Genomic DNA, 21083 nt, shown 5'->3' on the forward strand with positions numbered 1-21083 from the left:
GCTGGGGCTGGCCGGTATGCGCGAACGGGTGGCGGTACTCGGGGGAAGCCTGGAGGCGGGCCGCACCCAGGACGGCGCCTGGCGGGTGCATGCCCGGATCCCGCTGACGTCACCGGATGCGGAATAACGCGGCCCCGCCACGCGGAGCCGGGCATCATGCCGGTCTCAGCCCAGGGACGCGATGAGGACGACGGCCACCACCACGAAAACCGCCACGAGGGCGATCGCGGCCAGTACCGCCACGATCCCGGTGGGCGGGAAATGGTGGCTGGTGCGCGGCTCGGGGGCCGACAGGCCGGAGGTCTGTGCCGTATCCGGTGGGGTGGAACCGGCGGGTACGCCGCCCCCGGGCTCCAGGTCCGGAGTCGCGGACGGATCGGGATCCATCGAACTCATGAGCGCTGCCCTGCCTTCCGTTTGTCGCCGGCCCGGCCGGCGGTGTCGGGCCGCCGCTCACCCGGCGTACGGACCGCGGCGGGCGCGCGCGGGACGTCGGCGGCGATCGTCGGTCACCAGACGCGCTTACCCGATGCGCGGACGGTCAATCGGCGTGATAGCGGCCGACACCGTTCGCGTAACCGATGCGCGGACGGTCAATCGGCGTGATAGCGGCCGACACCGTTCGCATAACCGATGCGCGGAGGGTCGTGTGGCGCGATTACGGGCCCGGCGCGCCTACTCGCGGGCGGATTGTCGTTCGGCGCGATTGGGACCCGGTCGCGCGGGACCCGATGCGTGGGCGGTCGATGAGCGCGCCGGCGGGCACCGGTCACGAGCGAGCACGGCGGCGCCGGTGACTGGTATCGCACAGCGGATAGCTCCGCGACCGCTTGCACAGGCAGATCGCGACAAGGAACCGATCCGCGTGCACCACCTCGCCGTCGGCCGTGACCAGGTCCACCGGTCCGTCGACCAGCGCGGGCCCGTCCTCGGTGAAGACGATCCGCACAGGTTCGGCGCGCCCGTTCGCCGGCGTCCCGGCACCGGCGGGGGGCGCCTCCGCGCCGGGCGGACCGGCCGGTGACCGAATACCGCCCAGCGCGGGACAGCCTACCGGCGGTACCGGGTCCTCATCGTGTTCGATCGGCACGGATCACCACCAACTCCTCGTGTCGCTGCCCGGGCCGGATCAGGCCCCGGTCGCGCAGCCAGCCGCTGCGCCGGGTCAGCACCGGTCCGAACGGGATCACCGAACGGGCGACCACCGTGGCCTTCAGGCCGCCGCTACGGAGCTGCCGCAGACTGGTCGCGGTCCCGGAGAGGCCCGAATGCACCAGCAGCGCCGTACCGCCCTTCTCCAGCAGGCGCGGGATCATCGTGCACAGCGGGTCGAGCAGCGAGCGGCCGTGCCGGCCGGCGTCCCAGGCGCGGGCCGCGCGACCGCCCGGCACCGGATGCTCGCTCGGCACATACGGTGGGTTGGCGACGACGACATCGAAGGTGCGGCCCGCCACCACCTCCGTGACGTCCCCGCACAACAATTCCAGTCGCACTCCGTTCAGCCGGCTGTTCAACCAGGCCGAGGCCACCGCGGCACGGGACAGGTCCACCGCGGTCACCGCTGCCGCGCCCGTCCGCGCGGCATGAATGGCCAGCGCGCCGGTCCCGGTGCATGCGTCGAGCACCCGGGCCCCGGCCGGCAGGGCCGCCTCGGTCATCGCGCGGGCCAGCAACCAGGTATCGGGCTGCGGCCGGTATACACCCGGTGCACGCATCAGCACGGCGCTCACCCGGCCTCGGTCCGCAGCGAACTGCGATCGGCTCGCCAGTGGCTCAGCATCATCTCGGTGCACCGGTCCTCCAACAGGTCGGTGGCCTGGATCCCGAAGACCATCGATTCGGCGAGTTCGGGTTCGCGGGCCAGCAGATCGGCCAGCACATCGCGGCGTACCACCTGTTCGTGGACGGCGTCCGCGGTCACGTGCTCGGCGTAGAACCGCACGCAGTCCGCGGGCGCCGAGAAACGCCGCAGCGCCTCCACCAGCACACGGGACGCGGGGGACGAGGTGATCTCCACCGCGGCGAAATGCCCCACCAGCGCCCCGCGTAACGAGCGGTGGAGGCCGAACAGCGACATCATGTCCACCAGCGCCAGCATGGGCGCCGGCACGATGTCCAGAAAGTGCAGATAGCTGTCGTCCAGATCGGCGGCCCGCAGCAGGTCGGCGTAGAGGCGGGCGTGGATCCGGTCGCCGTGCCCGCCACCGAATTCGTCGAACTCCACCGCCACCAGGGCGGCTTTCGCCCGGCCGCGCAACCGCGGGATCACCCAGGCCACGGGATCGGCTTCCTTGTGGTGGTAGATCGAGCGCTGGATGAAGTACTCCCGCATCTGCTCCCAGGTGCCCTCGTCACGCAGAAAGGCCGGAACCCCGCCCGCGGCCGGCGGTGCGAGCAGCCGGTCCAGTTCGGCGTCCACATCGTGACCACCGGGAACGTCGGCGCGTAACGCGTCGGCGAACCGGCGTTCCAGCTGCCGGCGCAACCGCAGCAGGTCGCTGTCCCATTCCCACTCCGGGTCCACCCCGCGAAACCCCTGGTAGTGCAGCTCGTAGCAGGTGTGCAGGGTGAGCTGGAAATCGTCCCCGTACGGGTCGATATCCGGGGGCGCCGGGGGGACCGGGCTGCCCGGTTCGGCCGGGAGCAGGGCCACCAGATCGGCGGAGAGCGGGCCCCGGGGCGCGGGCAGGCGTATCCCCCGGGAGACAGTGCCCGGGGCAGCGAGTGTTTCGACCATGGGGTTTCACCTTTCGTGGCGACGAGGTCGTCGTCCGGGCGTACCGCGGAATCCGGGTGGCGGTCAGCCGGCCGGATACTGTGCGGAACGCAGAAGTCGGGCCAGATGGGCGGCGTTGCGTGCCGCGGTGGCGTTGGTCGACGCGACGGCGTCGGGGGTGCGCTCGAGGTCCAGGTAGTCGACCCCGCTCATCGCCTCACCATTCCAATAGGTGGCGCCCTGGGCGGGAACGGTGAAACCGATATCGTTCAGCCCCTGGAACACATCGGCGATGATCTTGTGCGCACCGTCCTCGTTACCCACCGCGGCCGCGATGGCGACCTTGCCGAACATCGCGGGCCGGCCCGCGTCGTCGGTCTCGGACAGCTCGGCGTCCAGCCGTTCCAATGCGCGCTGCGCGACCGACGACATATGCCCGAGCCAGGTGGGCGTGCAGAACAGCAGAATATCCGCCGCCGCGATCTTGTCCCGGATACCGGGCCACTCGTCGCCCTCGCCCTCGTCGGCGGTGACTCCCGGCCGGACATTGTGGTCCACCACGCGGATGACCTCGCCGGTCACTTCGTATCCGGCGAGTTCGGTGAGCAACTGGCGCGCGATCCGGTCGCTGCTGGATTCGGCCGGTGATTTCTTCAACGTGCACACCAGCGCGACCGCGGTCAGAGAAGCCATCGTCGTGCCCACCTCCGCTCTCCTGGGAACCGGAACCGCCGACCGGCCCGTTGCCCCCGCAATAGCCGCCACCGCGCGAGGTAAACGTGCCGGTGCGCAGGTCGTGTCCGCGCCCGGTGTACAGCCGCTGCCAGTCGTGCCAGAATGAGAACGAGGTTGAAAAGCACAGCCGAACCCGGTGCGGCGTATGCCGGTACTCGGGCTCACCCGGAGGGCGCTGCCCGCCGGGTCGCTGGTCCCGATCGGGTATGCCAACCGGAATCCCACACCGCAACGGACGGGATGCATATGTCGGTAACCACCGCCCTGTACCAGGTCGATCAGCACCGGAGAAGCGATCCGCGCACCGCCGCCGGCGGCCGGATGTGGTCGCGGCGCAGCACCGAGCGCCCCGATTATCTGATCGCCCGGGTGGAAGGCGAACTCGACGCGGTCGGCCTCGACGATTTCCGCGCACTCCTCGGCCGCTGCTGCCGGGAGGGATGCCGCGTGGTCGTCCTGGATCTGCGGGCCACCACATTCCTGTGTCTGCGTGCCGCCGCGGCGCTGGCGGCCGCCAAATCCGAAGCGTGGCGTTGCGGGGTCGAATTACGGCTGGTCAGCGGGCGTCACGATATCGAACGCGCGCTGGTGGTCACGGGAGTGCGCCACCAGTTCCGCTACTTCCCCACGCTGCGTACGGCGCTGATCGATTGAGCCCGGCCTCGGGACCACCGCCGGTGATACCGGTGGTGGTCGCGGTCTGTGCGGGGCCGGCGAATCGTGGTTCCACCTGCTCGATTCGGACCTGCCCGACCACCGCTCGCACCCACACCAGTAAGTTGTCGGAAGGTTGTCGCGGTTTCGGCACCCCGATGCGGGGTACCTGCGCAAGTGACAATCAGGCCGAGGACAGACAGCCGCGGCGCCGCCGCCGGATCCAGGCCGTGAGGGCTCCGGCAGGCGCCCCCGGCCCGCGCCGGGTGGGCCGCAGTAACGAGGTGGTGGTGCGCATGGTGGACAGCGTCTCCGACTCAGTGGATACGACTTCACGAGATACGACAACCGTCGGCGTACGCGTCCCGGCGCAGCAGGAGCAGCTGGTCATGCTGCGGGCGCTGGCCGAGACGGTGGCGCTGATCGCCGATTTCGGCTTGGACGAGGTAACCGATATCCGGCTCGCGCTCGACGAGGTGGCCACCTCGTTGATCGCGGCGGCCGTTGCCGACTCGACACTGAGCTGCGACTTCGATTATGACCGGCATCGCATGACGGTGCGCGTAACCTCGACTGCGGCGACCGATTCGCTTCTCGATCAGGAAGGCTTCGGCTGGCATATCGTGCGGACCCTGACCCGTGGGGTCGACGTGGTGCAGCATCCCTACGACGTGGCGAGTGGTGGATACCCGACCGATGTCGAATTCAGCTGGTACCGAGGGGGCGCCGATGGCGCATGAGGCACCGCGCGTCGATCCGGGGCCTTCACGCCGCCATCGTGGCAACGATAGCTACGACAATATCGAGCCGTTGTTCGGCGATATGGCCGCCGCACCCGAGGGTTCGGGGCAGCGGGCGGCGATCCGCGCGGAGATCCTGGACCGGTGCCTGCCGCTGGCCGAGCATATCGCCCGCAAGTTCTCCGGCCGGGGGGAAACCTACGACGATCTGCTGCAGGTGGCCCGGCTGGGCCTGCTGAACGCCGTCGAACGATTCGATGTGTCCCGCGGGTCGTCGTTCCTGTCGTTCGCGGTGCCCACCATCATGGGTGAGGTGCGCCGGCATTTCCGGGACAACACCTGGTCGGTGCGGGTGCCCCGGCGGGTCAAGGAGATCCAGTTGAGCCTGGGCCCGACCATCGAGATCCTGTCCCAGCGCCTCGGCCGGGTGCCGCGGGCGCGGGAGATCGCCGAAGAACTCGATATCGATCTGGTGGAAGTGACCCAGGCGCTGATCGCCGGTAACGCTTACCAGACCTCCTCGCTGGACGCCCCCGCCGGTGACGACAGCGAGTCCGCCGCGCCGGCGCTGGTGGAATCACTGGGCAGTGAGGAAGAGTCGTACGGCTGGGTGGAGGACTACCTGGCGGTCGAACCGCTGCTCGGCGAACTCACCGACCGGGAGCGCCAGGTGTTGCGGATGCGGTTCTTCGAATCAAAGACCCAATCCCAGATCGCCGACCGGCTCGGCGTTTCGCAGATGCACATCTCGCGCATACTCTCGCGCACGCTGGGCTGGCTGCGTGAGGAAGCCTTGCGCGACTGACGCCCGTCAGCTCCGCGCCGCCGACCGGGAGCGGGACGTGCGGGCGAAGACACCGCGTAGGTAGGCGGCCTGCCCCGCATGCTGGAGGTCGTCGGCGAGCACGCTGACCAGTCGTACGCCCATGGTGACCGGCGGATCCCAATTCTCGTCGACGATCCGGTCGAGGTCGCGGTCGGCGAGTGCGCCGACGAACTTCACCGTATGGGCGTGGACGGTGTCGTAGTAGCCGGTGAGCAGTTCTGCCGGGGCCTGGATGCGGGCGACGTCGTCGGGTGTGTCGCCGTAACCGGTGGCCTGCCGGTCGATGGGGAGATCGAACCGTTCGTACCAGCCGCGGCCGGTCCAGAACGACTCGCCGCCGATCAATTCCGCCAGATGTTCGTCCTGGACCCGGGTGAGATGCCAGATGAGCCAGGCGATGGAGTTGGCTCCGGGATCGGGCCGGTAGGCCAAGGCCTGCTCATCGAGGCCGTCGACGGCCTCGTGCACGGTTTCCCGGATCCGATCGAAGGCGTCGGTGAGCAAATCGGCGCTGTTCATGGTCTCTCCGTCGTTCGCTGGGCGGGAGCGGCGCGGCGGGGCCGTATCCCGCGGACTGCTCTGCTTCCGTTTCGGGCGCAGTACCACCGGCGGGCGCCTGCAAACCGGGCACTAGAACGTGTTCTTGCCGGGGCGGGTGGGGCGTGCCAAGGTAACTGCATGGATCTGCAGGCGCTCGAACTCATCCGCGGTCTCAAATACCGGTACTTCCGCACGCTGGACCTCAAGCAATGGGACGATTTCGCCACCACGCTCGACCCGGAGATCGAGGCCCGCTACGGTACCCACGCCATGGGCCGCGAGCTCACCCTGGACGGGCGCGACGCGGTGGTCGAATTCATGCGCACGAATATGGGACCCGGCATTGTGACCACCCATGTCGCCAACCATCCGGAGATCGCCGTCGACGGGGATACCGCCACCGGGAGCTGGTTGTTCGAGGATACGGTGATCGCGACGGATTTCGGGGTGCTCATCCGCGGTGCCGGGTACTACACCGATCGATACCGCCGCGGCGCGGACGGGGTCTGGCGGATCAGCGCCACATCGTATGCCCGGATCTACGAATCGTCGCAGTCGCTGGCCGATACACCCAGCCATAAACTGATCAGCAATATGTGGGCGCCCGCCGAACAGTGAATGTTCAGGGCACCAGCACGGCGCGGCCACGGATACGGCCCTGTTCCAGCAGGGCGTAGGCGTGGGCGCCGTCGGCGAGGGCGAACTGCTCGGTGCGGGCGCTGATCCGGCCGGCTCGCGCCAGCGCGATGCTGTCGATGAGGTCGCGTTTGGTACCGCCGTAGGATTTGCGCACTGTCGCGCCCCAAGGAAGTTCGGGGCCACCGGCGGGCCCGGCGGTGATCCCGGGGTTCCCGTCGCCGAGCCCGATCATCCGGTAGGCGCCGTTGGGGGCGACGCTGCGCACCGAGAGCTGGGCGGTGGCGTCCACCCCGACGAAATCGAACACCGCTTCCGCCCCGCGGCCGCCGGTCATCGCCAGGATCCGGTCGGCGGTATCGTCGCCGGCCGCTAACGTCTCGTGGGCACCGCATTCGGTGGCGAGTTCACGTTTGGCGGGGTCGGTGTCCACCGCGACGATCCGGGTGGCGGTGAGCGCGCGCAGGATCTGGATTCCGACGTGGCCGAGCCCGCCGGCGCCGATCACCACCGCGGTCGAACCGGGATACAACTGATCGTGCGCGCCGCGGATGGCGTGATAGCTGGTGAGCGCGGCATCGGCCAGCGGGGCCGCGGCGACGAAATCCAGATCGCCGATCGGTACGAACGAACTGGCCGGGACGGCAACATATTCCGCCATCCCGCCGTCGGGTCCGAGGCCCGGGCAGGGTGGCATGGCGACCCGGCCCGCCGCCCGGCAGACATTCTCGTTCCCGCTCGCGCATTCCGGGCACACCCCGCACGACCAGCACAGGTACACCACCCCGCGCTCCCCGGTGGTACGGCCGGCCACCTGATCGCCCACCGCGGCGATGGTGCCCGCGATCTCGTGACCGAGGGTCAGCGGTTCGTCGCGCACCTTGAACGGCAGGTGCAGGACGTGCAGGTCGGAGTGGCAGAGACCGGACGCGCCGACCTGTATCAGCAGTTCGGTGGGGCCCGGTTCGGGCGCCGGGACCTCGCGTAGCTCGAGGCGGCCGGGTTCGGTGAGTTGCAGGGCGCGCATGGTTTTCCTCCCGATCCGGCCGGTATGACGTGACTCACAACGTAAGGCGCCGCGGGCCGGCTGACAAGGGTTGATTTTTCTTGACACATGTCAAAGTGCGACCCTAGTCTTTTGTGACCGGCATCACTGCCGGGTTGTCTCCGCTGTCGGGGCGGAACGCGCAGGAGGTTGTATGCCGAATCCCACCGTCGCGGTCATCGGGGCCGGAATCAGCGGCCTGACCACGGGAAAAATGCTGGGCGACTACGGAATCGAATACACCTGTTTCGAATCCTCGGACCGTATCGGCGGGAACTGGGCGTTCGGCAACCCCAACGGGCATTCCAGCGCCTACCGGTCACTGCATATCGATACCTCGAAATATCAGCTCTCGTTCCGGGACTATCCGATGCCGGATTCGTACCCGGATTTCCCGCACCACAGCCTGATCAAGGAATACCTCGAGGGCTATGCGGCGGCCTTCGACCTGAAACAGTCCATCGAATTCGAAAACGGTGTCCGGCAGGCCCGCCCGGCCGGTGCCGGCTGGGAGCTCACCACCGAACGCGGGGAGAACCGGCGCGCCGATCTGCTGGTGGTAGCCAACGGGCACCACTGGGATCCGCGGTTCCCCGACTTCCCCGGGGAATTCACCGGACAGTCCATCCACTCCCACGCCTATATCGATCCGCGCACCCCGCTCGACCTGTACGGCAAACGTATCCTGATCGTCGGCATCGGCAACAGCGCCGCGGATATCACCGTCGAATTGTCCTCGCGCGCAATGGACAACGAGGTATGGCTGTCCACCCGGTCGAGTGCGTGGGTGGTGCCGAAATACTTCGCGGGGACCCCGGCCGACCGGTATTTCCGCACGGTGCCCTATGTGCCGCTGTCCTGGCAGCGCAAGCTCGTCCAGACTTTCACGCCCTATATCTCGGGCGACCCGGAGAAATACGGCCTGCCCGCGCCGAACCACAAGTTCTTCGAGGCGCACCCCACTCAGTCGGTGGAACTGCCGCTGCGGCTGGGCTCCGGCGATGTGGTGGCCAAGCCCGATGTGCGCCGGCTCGACGGCGAGACCGTGCATTTCGTGGACGGAACGCACAAGGATTTCGATGTCATCATCTACTGCACCGGCTACAACATCACCTTCCCCTTCTTCGATCCGGATTTCATCAGCGCCCCGGACAACCGGATCTCGCTGTACAAGCGCATTTTCAAACCAGGGGTGGACAACCTCGCGTTCGTCGGATTCGCGCAGCCCTTTCCGACACTGTTCCCGTTCGTGGAATGCCAGGCGCGACTGGTCGCCGCCTGGGCGGCGGGATACTACCGGCCGCCTTCGGACGAAACGATGTATCGGGTGATCGAGGAAGACCAGCGGCGTTTCACCGGCCATGTGGTGGACCGGCCGCGACATACCCAGCAGCTCGACTATTTCGTCTACGAACGCGATCTGCGGCTCGCCGAGCTACCGGCCGGGCTGCGCCGGGCACGCACCCACGGTGCGCTACCGGCCGGGAGCGCCGGATGACGGTACGTTCGCGGACCGACCGGCGCGCCCCGCACCGCGGCGACCAGCGGCGCAGCGCCATCCTGGTGGCACTGGACGAACTGCTGCGCGACAACGGGGGGCGGCTCGAGGCCGTCAATATCGCCGAGATCTCGCGCCGGGCCGGATTGACGCGCTCGGCGTTCTATTTCTACTTCGAGAACAAGGCGTCCGCGGTGGGGGCCGCCCTGGAGGAAATCTACGAGGAAGTGTTCGCGGTCAACGATATTCTGCTCGGCGCCGGGGAACCGGCCGGGCGGATCGAACGGACGATCCGCGGGCTGGTGGATTTCTGGGATCGCCACCGCCACCTCTATCGCGCAGTTCTCGAGGCCCGTAGCGCCTCACCGGCCGTGCGCGATATCTGGGAAACCGAACGGCAAGCGTTCATCCCCGCGATCGCTGCCATGATCGAGGACGAACGTGCCGCCGGCCCGGCGCCCCCCGGCGGCGCCGCCCCCCCCCCCGCCGCCCCCCCTTCGCCCCGCGCCGCGGCGGCCGCGCGCGGGCCCCCCCCCCCCCGCGACGCCACCACCCTCGCCGATGTCCTGCTGCTGCTCAACGAACGACTGCTCGAGCGCCTCACCCTGGGTGTGGAACTCGACCGGGAACGCTATATCGAATCGGTGGTCACCGTCTGGCTGCGCTCGATCTACGGCCGCGCACCGGAGCCCGCCGAACCCACCACCGCGAGGAACCGTCATGACCCTGCACCATGCCCCTGAATCGGGAATCGCCGCCGCGCCCGCCGACGTGACCTTCCGCTCCGGTGCCGATCTGTGCCACGCCTGGCATTTCCGGGCCGCAACGGACGAACTCGACGGTCCGGGCGGTCGCCCGGTCGCGGTGATGGCACACGGATTCGGCGGGACCAAGGATTCGGGGCTGGAGCCGTTCGCCCGTGCCTACGCCGCCGCGGGAATCGACGTCCTGGCCTTCGACTTCCGGTACCTGGGTGCCAGCGGCGGTGAACCCCGCCAGCGGATCCGGATGGCCGAGCAGGTCGCCGACTACCGGGCGGCGGTGGCCGCCGCCGCCGAACTGCCCGGGGTCGACCCGCACCGCATCGTGCTGTGGGGGGTTTCGCTGTCCGGTGGACACGTCTTCGCGGCGGCCGCGGCCGCGCGCGCCACACCGGAGAAGGCGGCCACGGCACGGGCCGCGCTCGCCGCGGTCGTCTCGGTGACGCCGCTGGTCGACGGCCGGGCCGCCGCGGCGCTGGCCGTCCGCGCGGGCGGGATCGCGGCGACGCTGCGGGGCGCCTACGGCTCGATCCGGCGGCAACTGGACACGGTCACCGGCGGTACCGGTCTCATCCCGCTGGTGGGCCGGCCCGGTGCGGTCGCGGCGCTGGCCTTGGACGGCTGGTACGAGTCCTACCTGGCACTGGCCGGCCCGACCTGGCGCAACGAAATCGACGCGGGCGTTCTGGCGCAGCTGGCCGGCTACCGTCCGGCGCGGGCGGCCGCGGAGTTGCGGCTGCCGGTGCTGGTGCAGGTCGCCGATTTCGACCGCGGGGCACCGCCGTACGCCGCGGCCAAGGCCGCGTTCGCGGCGCGCGCCGAGGTCCGCCACTATCCCTGCGACCATTTCGGCGTCTGGCCGGGGAACCCGTGCCACGAGCCCGCCGTGCGGCATCAGCTGATGTTCCTGCGCCGTCACCTCGCGCCGCGCTAGCCCCGGATCGGCGCGACCACCACGGTTGCCGAACGGTGGACCGGCGAACCGGTTCCCGTCCCCGGCGGCGACGCATGGAACGGAACCCGCTCTGCGGTAGCGTCACGCGTACCCAGCGATGTGAGACTCGCCAAATTGCAGGCAGGTAACACCAGATGTGAATGCCCTAACGGTCATGAGGATTCGGCATATCGTCGTGCGGGTAATACACGGGGTCGGCGGTGGTTTCGCGGCTGCCGGCCCCCGAGTGAGACACAGGAGCAGAATGAGTGCCAAGACCGAACTCGTCCGCGAACTGAACGGACCCACCGCAGCCTCGGAGATGCTCTCCGATCAAGAGATCGAGGATCTGCTCGGGTTGTTCCGGAATACCCAGAAAATGGAGAAGGAACTACTCATCGAAGCTGTCAACGGGATGATCCGGTTCTTCCCGCCGCCGTTCAAGGCGATTACCCGCCGGATCATGTTCGGGGATCTACTCGAAGGATGAGCGACCTGGTAACCCGCGCGCAGATGATTCTGCTGGCGCGTACACTGCATGTTCCGGTCGAACGGATCGCTTATCTCGAACGGCTTGGACCTCAGCACCTGCACGAGCTGGAGAAACGGATCTCCAGCCGGATCTACGAGTATCACGGTGAGATGTTCAAGCGGATCGGGCGACTGATTCCGATCATTCCGCTCACCATCTCGATACCTCTGGTGCAACGGGTGGTGCCGCCCATGATGACCGGCCGCGCGGCCGGCGCGGTCGGCGTCGACTACCCGGACGCGGCCGCCGAAACGCTCACCATGCTCAAGACCGAGTACGCCGCGTCCTGCACGCCGTACGTGGACCCCAAAGCCCTGGGCGAGCTGGGCGACATCATGGCGTCCGAACCGCTGGTGGAGATCCTGAACGAGGTACTGCGCCGCCGCGACCACATCACGGCCGGGCCTTTCCTCGAATACGCCTCGCCGCGACTGATCGAGGCATTCGAGTTCGGGACCATGGATGACGAAGGCGTGCTCTTCTCTGCCGCCTACGCCTATTCCGCGCCCGCGATCAGCCGAATTCTGCGGCAATTGCTGCACGGGACCTCGCAACGGATTCCGCGGATGATGGATACGGTGGTGAACGGTTCGCCCGAGTTGCAGGAGGCCGCGATCTCGCTGCTCTCGCGCGCCGAGGACGATGTGGTCGGTGAGGTCGGTGATGTGCTGCTCGCCCGGACCTCGCCGGAATCGCTCGGAAAACTGGTGGCGCACGTCATCCAGAAGGGTGCGGCGCCGGAGTTGATGACCTTCGTATCGAAACTCCACGGCCCGGCCGTGCGGCAGCTGTCCATGAACCCGATCTTCGCCAATACGGCCGCTCTGACGGCGATCGTCGAATCCCTGGTCGTGGCATTCGACCCCGGTCCGTGGAAGGGACTGCTGGTCCTGGCCGGCAATACGCATCACGAGGTTCAGCGTTTCGTCGTGGGACTGGTTGCGCGGATGCCCGTCGAACGGATCGCCGAGCTGCCGTCGGTGGCCAATGCGGACGATCTCTGGCCGCCGCTGCTGCGTTTGCTCGCGGTGGCCGAGATCGCTGCCCAGCGACGGATCGGCGTGGTGTGGGCGCAGCTTCCAGCGGAGCGGCGCGCCGGGTTGCATCGGCGGATCGCTGAACTCGAGCTCAGCGACCGGCTCACCGGGATCGTCGAAGAGGTGCCCAATGTCTCGGTGGAGGAGGTGTTCTACCAGCGTCGGCGGCGTATCCGGCGGCGCGGCGCGGCCTCCGACAGCTGGAGCGTGGCCTGAGGCGGGTGGGTCGTATTCCGTCGCGGAATTGTGTCGAATCGGCGCGTCGGCGGTGAATGCGACCCACAGTACGCCGGATTTCAGTACCGTCGAATGGTTCTCTTGATCTTAGCTCTGGATTTGCTGGCCCCGCCGAAGTGGCGGCGGATCGAGAAAAGAGGTCGGTACGAAATGAGCAACGGACAGTTCTTCCACCGGATGCGCCGGACGGCTGTACTCACCGGGGTCGCGGCGATGGCCCTGGCACCGGCGGCGCCCGCCATCGCCGAACCGCTGTGGCCGAACGGGCCCAACGTCCCCGGTGTGCCGGCGATCATCCCGGCCGAGGCCCCTTGTTCAGCGGCGGCGCGGGCCTGCCTGCGCCTGTCCACGAACGAGGTCTGGTTGATGGACAACGGCAGAGTGGTCTACGGGCCGACGCCGATGTCGCACGGGATGGACGGGTACGAGACTCCGACCGGCGTATTCGACGTCGACTTCAAACGTCCGTATCACTGGAGCACCATGCATCACGCACCCATGCATTACGCGGTGTTCTTCAACGGCGATATCGCCTTCCACATCGGTCCGGTACAGGCCGAATCGCACGGCTGCATCCGCTTGACCGAACCGGGCGCTGTGGCCGTCTATCACTACCTGAACCCCGGCGATATCGTCGAGGTCGTCGCCTGATAAAGGCCGCACCACCCGCCGGACCGGGCCGGAGCCGACCCGGTACCCGGCGTGCTCCGCCGGTTTCGTACGCTTGCCCGATGTGGATCATCCTGGCTGTATCGGTCATCAGTTGCCTGCTCATCGCTCTCGGGTTCGCCTTCGGCCTGCCGGACTGAACGCCGGTCCGCCGCGCTGAGCAGTTACCGGCCCGCCTCCCCGCGGGCCGGTGCCATGTCTCCGGCGATCCGGTGCGTCACCGGTCGCGGTCGGGTTCGATCTCGGCACCCGGGTCGGGCCGGTCGACCGCTACCGGGCGCAGGAGTGTCCAGGCGATGAATGCGGCGGCCACCACGAGCATGCCCAGACCTGCCCACAGGTTCACGTTGACACCGCCGGTCTTGGCTTCCTCGGCGGCCGTATCGTGCACGAGTCCGGTGATCACCAGGACGATGCCGTAGAGGCCGAGCAGGCCGCCGACGATGGTGCGGATATCGAAGAGCACGGGCGTTGTCCTATCCGGTCGCGATATTGAGGACGATCACGAGTACCAGCGCGATACCCGCCAGCAGTACCGGGCGCTGATACCAGGGCAGAGTCGCGGCTTCCGGATCGGTGCGCAATTCGCGCGGCGTCTCCGAATACACCAGGCCCACGAGTTCGGCCGCGGGTTTCGGCGCGGTGACCATCGTGACGGCTACGCTGACCAGGATATCCACGACGAAGGCCGCACCCGCCGCGACGAAACTGACCCCTTGGCCGGACAGCGAGAACACACCCGTCTCGTTCAGCGCGAAAATGGTCACGGCGACCGCGGTACCGGCCACGAGGCCGGTCCAGCCCGCGGCCGGGGTCATTCGTTTCCAGAACATGCCCAGGATGAAGGTCGCGAACAAGGGTGCGTTGAAGAAGCTGAACAGGGTCTGCAGGTAGTCCATGATGTTGCTGAACCCGCCCGCGATGAACGCGGTGAAGATCGCCGCGACGGTGGCGCCCACCGTCGCCAGCCGGCCGACCGTCAGGTAGTAGGTGTCCGGCCGGTCCTTGACCACGTACTGCTGCCACAGGTCGATACTGAACACCGTATTGAAGGCCGAGACATTGGCCGCCATCCCGGCCATGAATGCCGCCAGCAGACCGGCCAGTCCGACGCCCAGCAGGCCGTTCGGCAGTACTTCCTTCATCAGATACAGCAGCGCCTGGTTGTAGGTGGTGTCGCTGTCGAGATCCGGGTTCGCCGTGACGGCCTGCTTGTACTCGGCCATTTGCGGCACCAGTACCGCGCTGATCATGCCGGGAATGATCACGATCAGCGGAATCAGGATCTTGGGATAGGCGCCGATGATCGGGGTGCGCCGGGCGGCGGCGATGGAATGTGTTGCCAGCGCGCGCTGTACCTCGACGAAGTTGGTGGTCCAGTAGCCGAAGGAGAGCACGAAACCCAGGCCGAAGACGATGCCGAGAATGGACAGGAAATCGTTGGCGAAACCGGACAGCGCGTTACCGGGCCAGGAGTCCAGCTGTTCCGGGCCGCCGGGGGAGGCGGCCACCTTGTCCTGCAAACCGGACCAGCCACCGACCCGGTGCAGGCCGATCAGGGTGAGCGGCAGCAGGGCGGCCACGATCACGAAGAACTGCAGCACCTCGTTGTAGATCGCCGCCGACAGCCCGCCGAGGGTGATGTAGGACAGCACGATCACCGCCGCCGCGATCACCGCGACCCACAGCGGCCAGCCGAGCAGCACATTCAGGATGGTGCCGAGCAGATACAGGTTGACGCCGGCGATGAGTACCTGCGCGACCGCGAAACTGAGCGCGTTCACCAGATGCGCGCCGGTACCGAAGCGGCGGCGCATGAATTCCGGCACACTGCGCACCTTCGAGCCGTAGTAGAACGGCATCATCACCACGCCCAGGAACAGCATGGCGGGGACCGCGCCGATCCAGAAGTAGTGGAAGGCCGGAAAACCGTATTCCGCGCCGTTGGCCGACATACCCATGATCTCGACCGCGCCCAGGTTGGCCGAGATGAAGGCCAGGCCCGTGACCCAGGCCGGTAGCGACCGCCCCGACAGGAAGAAATCCATACTCGAGGACACGCGCCGGCGGGCCATCAGGCCGATACCGAGGACGAAAACGAAATACAGCGCGACTATCGCGTAGTCGACTGCTTGTGCGTCGAGTCGCAGCACCTCACCTTCCGCGAGTGTGACGACCTCCTGGGAAACTTCGAACTGCGGCATACAACGTTCTCCTCGAGCGGCCACGGCAACCGCGTGCGGCCCGCCGCATCGGCACCACCGATGGCCGGCCGCACTACCAGATCGGCTCTGGTACCTAAAACGTACCGCGCGGGGTGGTCGCCCGGGCCGTGTTGATCAAAGCCGGGCGTGTCCGTCGGCTGACCTCGCGGGCCGGCCGCCGGAAGTGAAATCGGCCGGGCCGCGCCGGGTATCGGATGGTCTGCGGCCGGGCCGCGAGCCGTACCGTTCCGGCTCGGCGGTCGCGGTCGGATGGATCGTTCCACCTCATGGTCGGTGTTGCCGGCAGAGCGGAGGGCGTCACCGCGTAACGAGTACGGCCGGCCCGGGCGATATGCACGAATGCGCACGCATGCCTGCGGGCGCAGGCTCTCGTGCGCCCGGGCGTGGATTGCTACCATTGACGACGGCGCATCCAAAAACGTTGTGCGCCAGGGAATTAGATCTCCCTGGCGCCCCGTGGTGTGCGTGGGTTTCGTGGTCACCGAAGTAGGGGTTGCCGTGATTGTACGCGTGCAGAGTGCCGAATTGTCCGGTGTGCAGCGGTTCGTGCTCCGCTTACTCGGCGACTGGGGCCGGGGAAGCGAGCGGATCGGCGGCGTCGCACTGCTCGGTGGTGCGCTGCCCCGCTCGCGCCGCCGGTCCGCCACGGTGATCGACCTGCTGGTTTGGACGCCGTCCGGGTGCACGCTCGTGGTACTGGCGGATTTCCGGTCGGTCCAGCACGGCGTGCTGGAGACACCATCGGACGGCCGCTGGCAGGTCGACGATCGGGCCGCCGATCTGCGTACCGGTTCCGGGACGATGAACCCGCTCGTGCGGGGCCGCCGCCAGCGCGCCGACCTGGCGGCGGTACTGCGCCGGCACGGATTGCCCGAGGACATCGACATTTTGGTGGTGCTGATCCCGAAAACCGGTTCGCGGATCGCTTGGACCCCACCGCCGCAGGAGGCGGGCGAAGCAACGATCATGGTCCGGATCGGGCAATCGGCCGGCCTGACCGAGTATTTCGAGCGGCCGCCCGCCGGCGCCGCGTGCTGGCGGGCCGCCGATATCGCCCAGTCATTCGAAATTCTGGGGATCCCGCTGTCGACACCGGATGCCGAGGAGCTGGCGGCCGAGGGATTCGCGGTCGCGGGGAACGGAAGCGCGCTCGGTGCGCTCGCGGCGCCGCCCGTGCCTGCCGGGACCCGATCGGTGCGGAAGCCGATCTTCCCGCGATTCACCGGTTCCGGCCGCACGTCCACGCGCCCGGCCACGGGCGGTGCACCCGGGTTTACGGGACGAGCCGGACCCGAGAGCGCGGAAGAGTCCGGGACCGAACAAGTGCTCTCGATGACCGGCTCCGGCCCGGTCCCGTCTCCTGACGACCGGACCGCTCCTCCCGGATCCGCCCGGCCGGAACCGCCTGAGCGACAGCCGTCGGCCGATGCGCCCGCTTCGCAGTCCGTCGGCGGTACCGGACGAACCGGTGCGGCCGCGGGTCGCCGCTGGGATCCGGACGCATTCCCGCGCGATGCCGGTGAGCCGGACCGAAGTACGGACGACGAGCGGAACAATGCTGCGCAGCAGCCGGGGATGATCAGCCGGCCGGCCGTTGGTGAGGAGCAGCCACCGGAATTCGGGACGTCGCCACGGTTCGAGGCAACGGACCGGCCCGCGGAACGCGGCCGGCTTGCGGGACCCGGCGAGCCTGCGGAGCCCGACGAGTCCGGGGCATCCGGTCGACCCGCAGAATCCGGCCGTTCCGTGGAACCGGCCGAGCGTGCGGAACTCGGCCGGGCTGCGGAATCCGGCCAGCCTGCGGAGCCCGAGGCCGGATTTCACCACCCGGCCGGATTCCCCGGACTCCGGCTCGCGGAACCAGGCGAGCCTGTGCATGCGGATCGGCCCGCGGGAACGGACCTCGGTGAAATGGGGCGTCCGGGGCAATCGGCGGCGCACTCTCCGGAGGACGCGGTGGGGGTTCCGGCGTCCGCGGCAGCCGAGATTCGTCCGCCGCGCCGGCGCGGCAATGTGGGGAGCACACGGCAGCAGCGTTCGCGGTGGATTGCGACGCCGGGGGCGGAAGGTTCGCCGGTATCGCCGGTTACGGGTCTCGGATTTCCGAGTCGAGGAGACGATCGGCCGGATTCGGCAGGGGAGTTCCCAGCCGGTGGGGATGTGGCGGACCGTCCGGCCGACCCGGCGGGGTCGTCGGCGCCCGGTGCGTCCGCCCGCGAGCCCCGGTGGCCGGTGCGGACCCCGGCCGGCATCCGGCGGGGGTTCGCCCGGCTCCGGCAGGTGCCTGCCCGCGTGGGAGGCGGTGTCGTGGCAGCACGCGCGGCGGGCCGCCCGCGGGGGCCGGAAACCGGACGGCAGGTGGACCAGGCCCGGCCGGCCGGGGCGAACGCCGGAGGGCGCGGAGCGCGGTACGCGATCGCGATCGGAGTGGCGGGCGCGGCGCTGGCGGCGGTGACCGGCACCGTGTTCGCGGCTTCCGGATTCGCCCGGTTCGATGTGGCGGAATACGGGGCTCTGTGCCAGGGCGCGGGCGGAACCACGGTGGCCGCGCCCTATTCGGCGGCGGGGCCCAGCCCGATCCATCTGGCCGGGGAACTGGCCGAGTTCACCCCGGTGGGCCCGGCCGCCGTATGGCATCCCGTCGATGCGCGGTCGGTGCAACTGGTGGCCTGCGTCTCGGAGGAGCGGCTCGGCGCGCTGGTCCGCACCTGCCAGTTCCCGCCCGCCCCGGGGCAGCAGGTGGGCCGGACGCTGAACCTGTTCGCGATGGCGTACCGGCTCAGCGTGTACGAGGCACGGACCGGCAACCGCCTGGCCGCCATCGACCTCACCGGGGAAAGGTTCGCGGTCGATCCCGCGGCCACCGATACCGACGTGTGCCGGGCGGCCACCGGAGCGCCGGAGGACGGTCTTCCGGGCCGCCGGCACGGCCGGTTGTCACAGCAGCAGGTCCAGCGCGCGCTGGCACCCTTCGCGCACCCGGAGGCCCCGCAACTCCGGGCGGCACGCTGATCGCCCTCCGGTACGCACGGGCCGAGTTGCGCAGGGCGCGCTGCCGAGGCCTGAGCTTTCCACGGATCTACGCGTCCACTACGGTCGTCCGTGGTATTCGTATGGTTCGACCGGGAGCTCGGGGACGGGCTCGCCGCAACCTGCCGTCCTGCACCGAACCGTCAGCGGTGCGGCCGGCCCCAGGAGAGGCACCACCGTGGCCACAGGTTCCATTCTGATCACCGGCGCGAGTTCGGGTCTGGGCGCCGAGATGGCCCGCCAGTTCGCGGCCCTGGGTTACGACCTGGCCTTGTGCGCGCGCCGCACCGACCGGCTCGGCGAACTCGCCGCGGAGATCACCCTCGCGCAGCCGGCGGTGCGGGTGCGGACCGCCGCCCTGGATGTCACCGATTTCGATGCGGTGCCGCGGGTATTCGACGAGTTCGCCGCCGAATTCGGCCGCCTGGACCGAGTGATCGTCAATGCCGGGCTGGGCAAGGGGGTGCCGTTCGGCAAGGGTGGTGACCGGCCGAACCGGCAGACCGCGAACACCAATTTCCTGGGGGCGATGGCGCAGATGGAAGCCGCCATGAAGATCTTCCGGGCGCAGGGCGGCGGCCATCTCGTGGTGATCTCCTCGATCTCCGCGCTGCGCGGGATGCCGAAGACGATGACCAGTTACGCGGCGAGTAAGGCCGGGGTGGCGGCCATGGCCGAAGGTATCGCGGCCGAAGGCGTTCCGGGAGTGGACGTTTCCATCATCTTCCCCGGATACATTGCCTCGGAAATGAACGAGAAAGCCGCCCACCCGCCGAAATTCCTGGTGGATACGCCGACCGGGGTGCGTTCCATGGTGGCGGCGATCGAGAAGCGCCGGTTCAAGGCCTACACCCCGGCCTGGCCGTGGGTTCCGTTCGGTCTCGCTATGCGGGTGCTGCCGCTGCCGATCGTGCGCCGGATCGCCGGTATCTGATGCCGCGCCGGCGAGCGCACCGGGGCGGGCGCAGGCGGCGGAATTCATGGTCGAGCGAGCATCGCGCCGCGGTCGCCGAGTGGAAGCCGGGCCACACCGCCGGGCAGTACTGCATGGGTACAGTTGTCGATCGGTGTCGCCGCCCACTTATCACGCCGACGTAGCGCTACCGGCACCGTCCGGTGGGTACGCCGATGCGGAACTAGCGGTGTTCGTCCTCCGTATCGAGAGTTTCGACTGCGGCGGACAGGTCGGCGAGGGCCTGCACGATTTCGGTCAAACGTTCCCGGCCCATTCGCTGCGCGAGCCGGGCGGCGAATTCGGTGTGCTGCGGACCGATACGCTCGACGGCTGCCCGGCCTTCCGTGGTGACCGCCACCAGTTTCGCGCGCCGGTGCGCCGGATTGGGCCGGTATTCGGCGAGACCGCGGGCCACGAGCAGGTCCGCGATCCGCTGCACACTCTGCCGGGTGACGCCCATGGCGCGCGCGATACCCGCCACCGGTAGCGGTTCCGGCAGGACCGCGCCCAGCACCTGCCACCAGGCGGCGGTGAGACCGGCCGGTGCGGCCAGCTTCTCGGCGAGCGCGAGGAACTGGCCGTTGAGCCGGAACGAGGTGATGGCGGCAGTACTGAACAGTTGCTGTTCGGAGTTCTCCATCGGGCGACCGTGTTCACACCGCGGCCTGCCGGGCCTCGTATTCCGCGAGCGCCGCGTACCCGGCCGGATCGCCCTGGCCGAACAGCCGGTACCAGCCGTCGAGTACGGCCGGCTCGTAGACGTCCAGGACGGCCAGGACTTCGCGGGCGAATTCGAACGGCGCGGTGGAGTTGGCGGTGATCACGCCGCGATCGGTGACCGCGGGTTCGTCGCGGTAGTGGCTGCCACCGGAATAACCGCTGGCGGCGAGGTATTCGGCGACGTTGCTGGTGTGGGCGCGGTCGTCGAGCAATCCCGCCGCGGCGAGACCGAAGGTCGCGCCACAGATCGCCGCCACCGGTACCCCGGCGGCAACGAATTCCCGGGCTTTGTCCGCGAAGGCGCCGAGCTCACCGCTGTCCCAGCCGTCGGCGCCGGGCAGGATGAGCATGGCGCTGTCGGCCGGGGAGAGGTCGGCCAGGGTGAGGTCGGGCAGGATTCGCATACCGCCCATCGTGGTGACGGGTTCGGTACCGGCGCCGACTGTGCGGATGTGGTAACTGCCGGGTTCGCGGTGCCAGTTGCCGTTGTTGATATGCGCGGTGGCCGCGCCCACCTCCCAATCCGCGAGGGTGTCGTAGACGGCCAGGTGAACGGTTCGACGAGTCATGACAACATTCTGTCAATATGGCAG

The 21083-nt window shown here is 68.7% G+C and carries 23 protein-coding genes and 1 pseudogene; 13 read left to right on the forward strand and 11 right to left on the reverse strand.

Annotated elements, in window-relative coordinates; all coding sequences use genetic code 11:
* Window positions 1-127 (forward strand): annotated as a pseudogene (locus QH276_RS10360) (sensor histidine kinase); the annotation flags it as partial.
* 38 nt (window positions 128-165) lie between these two features.
* On the opposite strand, the gene QH276_RS10365 reads toward QH276_RS10360, so the two are convergent.
* The 5 genes from QH276_RS10365 to QH276_RS10385 all read right to left on the reverse strand — a co-directional run bounded on the left by QH276_RS10365 (window position 166) and on the right by QH276_RS10385 (window position 3409).
* Window positions 166-396 carry a DUF6480 family protein gene (locus QH276_RS10365; protein ID WP_280399338.1) on the reverse strand — a complete coding sequence of 77 codons (231 nt, stop codon included), beginning with the start codon at window positions 394-396 and terminating at the stop codon, window positions 166-168.
* Between the two features lie 373 nt (window positions 397-769).
* A complete protein-coding gene (locus QH276_RS10370) occupies window positions 770-949 on the reverse strand; it encodes a CDGSH iron-sulfur domain-containing protein (RefSeq protein ID WP_280399365.1) in 180 nt (59 codons plus the stop codon).
* Window positions 950-1070: 121 nt separating this feature from the next.
* Entirely contained in the window at window positions 1071-1730 is a 660-nt protein-coding gene (locus QH276_RS10375) for a HemK2/MTQ2 family protein methyltransferase (RefSeq protein WP_348536631.1), read from the reverse strand.
* Window positions 1727-2737, reverse strand: a complete 1011-nt coding sequence (locus QH276_RS10380) for an iron-containing redox enzyme family protein (RefSeq protein WP_280399339.1) — start codon at window positions 2735-2737, stop codon at window positions 1727-1729. Before QH276_RS10380 ends, QH276_RS10375 begins: the two co-directional genes overlap by 4 nt.
* A gap of 63 nt (window positions 2738-2800) precedes the next feature.
* Entirely contained in the window at window positions 2801-3409 is a 609-nt protein-coding gene (locus tag QH276_RS10385; protein ID WP_280399340.1) for a flavodoxin family protein, read from the reverse strand.
* Window positions 3410-3697: 288 nt separating this feature from the next.
* On the opposite strand from QH276_RS10385, the gene QH276_RS10390 reads away from it, so the two are divergent.
* From QH276_RS10390 to QH276_RS10400, 3 genes are all read left to right on the forward strand, one after another.
* A complete protein-coding gene (locus QH276_RS10390; protein WP_280399341.1) occupies window positions 3698-4105 on the forward strand; it encodes an STAS domain-containing protein in 408 nt (135 codons plus the stop codon).
* A gap of 230 nt (window positions 4106-4335) precedes the next feature.
* Complete coding sequence (locus QH276_RS10395) at window positions 4336-4845, forward strand: ATP-binding protein (RefSeq protein ID WP_348536632.1); 510 nt, start codon at window positions 4336-4338, stop codon at window positions 4843-4845.
* Window positions 4835-5650 (forward strand): RNA polymerase sigma factor SigF, encoded by an 816-nt coding sequence (locus QH276_RS10400; RefSeq protein ID WP_280399342.1) that lies wholly within the window; start codon window positions 4835-4837, stop codon window positions 5648-5650. Before QH276_RS10395 ends, QH276_RS10400 begins: the two co-directional genes overlap by 11 nt.
* A gap of 6 nt (window positions 5651-5656) precedes the next feature.
* Here QH276_RS10400 and QH276_RS10405 read toward each other — a convergent pair whose 3' ends face one another.
* Window positions 5657-6190 (reverse strand): mycothiol transferase, encoded by a 534-nt coding sequence (locus QH276_RS10405; protein ID WP_280399343.1) that lies wholly within the window; start codon window positions 6188-6190, stop codon window positions 5657-5659.
* A 159-nt stretch (window positions 6191-6349) separates the two neighbouring features.
* Between QH276_RS10405 and QH276_RS10410 the strand changes: the two genes are divergently transcribed.
* A complete protein-coding gene (locus QH276_RS10410) occupies window positions 6350-6829 on the forward strand; it encodes a nuclear transport factor 2 family protein (RefSeq protein ID WP_280399344.1) in 480 nt (159 codons plus the stop codon).
* Between the two features lie 4 nt (window positions 6830-6833).
* Here QH276_RS10410 and QH276_RS10415 read toward each other — a convergent pair whose 3' ends face one another.
* Window positions 6834-7874, reverse strand: coding sequence for an NAD(P)-dependent alcohol dehydrogenase (locus tag QH276_RS10415; protein WP_280399345.1), 1041 nt, complete (start codon window positions 7872-7874; stop codon window positions 6834-6836).
* Between the two features lie 172 nt (window positions 7875-8046).
* Here QH276_RS10415 and QH276_RS10420 point away from each other — a divergent pair, with 172 nt between their 5' ends.
* From QH276_RS10420 to QH276_RS10445, 6 genes are all read left to right on the forward strand, one after another.
* A complete protein-coding gene (locus QH276_RS10420; RefSeq protein WP_280399346.1) occupies window positions 8047-9390 on the forward strand; it encodes a flavin-containing monooxygenase in 1344 nt (447 codons plus the stop codon).
* Entirely contained in the window at window positions 9387-10133 is a 747-nt protein-coding gene (locus tag QH276_RS10425) for a TetR/AcrR family transcriptional regulator (protein ID WP_280406709.1), read from the forward strand. The genes QH276_RS10420 and QH276_RS10425 overlap by 4 nt, the downstream gene beginning before the upstream one ends.
* Window positions 10111-11085, forward strand: coding sequence for an alpha/beta hydrolase (locus tag QH276_RS10430; RefSeq protein WP_280399348.1), 975 nt, complete (start codon window positions 10111-10113; stop codon window positions 11083-11085). Before QH276_RS10425 ends, QH276_RS10430 begins: the two co-directional genes overlap by 23 nt.
* Window positions 11086-11350: 265 nt before the next feature.
* A complete protein-coding gene (locus QH276_RS10435; RefSeq protein WP_280399349.1) occupies window positions 11351-11575 on the forward strand; it encodes a hypothetical protein in 225 nt (74 codons plus the stop codon).
* Window positions 11572-12870 carry a hypothetical protein gene (locus tag QH276_RS10440; RefSeq protein ID WP_280399350.1) on the forward strand — a complete coding sequence of 433 codons (1299 nt, stop codon included), beginning with the start codon at window positions 11572-11574 and terminating at the stop codon, window positions 12868-12870. Before QH276_RS10435 ends, QH276_RS10440 begins: the two co-directional genes overlap by 4 nt.
* A 171-nt stretch (window positions 12871-13041) precedes the next feature.
* Window positions 13042-13542 carry a L,D-transpeptidase gene (locus QH276_RS10445; RefSeq protein WP_280399351.1) on the forward strand — a complete coding sequence of 167 codons (501 nt, stop codon included), beginning with the start codon at window positions 13042-13044 and terminating at the stop codon, window positions 13540-13542.
* 235 nt (window positions 13543-13777) lie between these two features.
* On the opposite strand, the gene QH276_RS10450 is transcribed toward QH276_RS10445, so the two are convergent.
* Both QH276_RS10450 and QH276_RS10455 read right to left on the reverse strand, forming a co-directional pair.
* Complete coding sequence (locus QH276_RS10450) at window positions 13778-14026, reverse strand: hypothetical protein (RefSeq protein ID WP_280399352.1); 249 nt, start codon at window positions 14024-14026, stop codon at window positions 13778-13780.
* A 10-nt stretch (window positions 14027-14036) separates the two neighbouring features.
* The gene (locus QH276_RS10455) at window positions 14037-15764 is read right to left on the reverse strand and encodes a sodium:solute symporter family protein (RefSeq protein ID WP_280399353.1); all 1728 of its coding nucleotides are present in this window, start codon (window positions 15762-15764) and stop codon (window positions 14037-14039) included.
* 360 nt (window positions 15765-16124) lie between these two features.
* On the opposite strand from QH276_RS10455, the gene QH276_RS10460 reads away from it, so the two are divergent.
* On the forward strand, window positions 16125-18797 hold the full coding sequence (locus QH276_RS10460; RefSeq protein WP_280399354.1) for a hypothetical protein: 2673 nt from the start codon (window positions 16125-16127) through the stop codon (window positions 18795-18797).
* A 196-nt stretch (window positions 18798-18993) separates the two neighbouring features.
* A complete protein-coding gene (locus QH276_RS10465) occupies window positions 18994-19749 on the forward strand; it encodes an SDR family oxidoreductase (protein ID WP_280399355.1) in 756 nt (251 codons plus the stop codon).
* 202 nt (window positions 19750-19951) lie between these two features.
* Here the strand turns inward: QH276_RS10465 and QH276_RS10470 are convergent, their stop codons facing one another.
* Together QH276_RS10470 and QH276_RS10475 are read right to left on the reverse strand one after the other, a co-directional pair.
* Complete coding sequence (locus QH276_RS10470; RefSeq protein ID WP_280399356.1) at window positions 19952-20410, reverse strand: MarR family winged helix-turn-helix transcriptional regulator; 459 nt, start codon at window positions 20408-20410, stop codon at window positions 19952-19954.
* A 13-nt stretch (window positions 20411-20423) separates the two neighbouring features.
* The gene (locus QH276_RS10475) at window positions 20424-21059 is read right to left on the reverse strand and encodes a type 1 glutamine amidotransferase family protein (RefSeq protein ID WP_280399357.1); all 636 of its coding nucleotides are present in this window, start codon (window positions 21057-21059) and stop codon (window positions 20424-20426) included.
* Between the last annotated feature and the right edge of the window lie 24 nt (window positions 21060-21083).

Source organism: Nocardia carnea, from assembly GCF_029869215.1.
Lineage (GTDB): Bacteria > Actinomycetota > Actinomycetes > Mycobacteriales > Mycobacteriaceae > Nocardia > Nocardia carnea_B.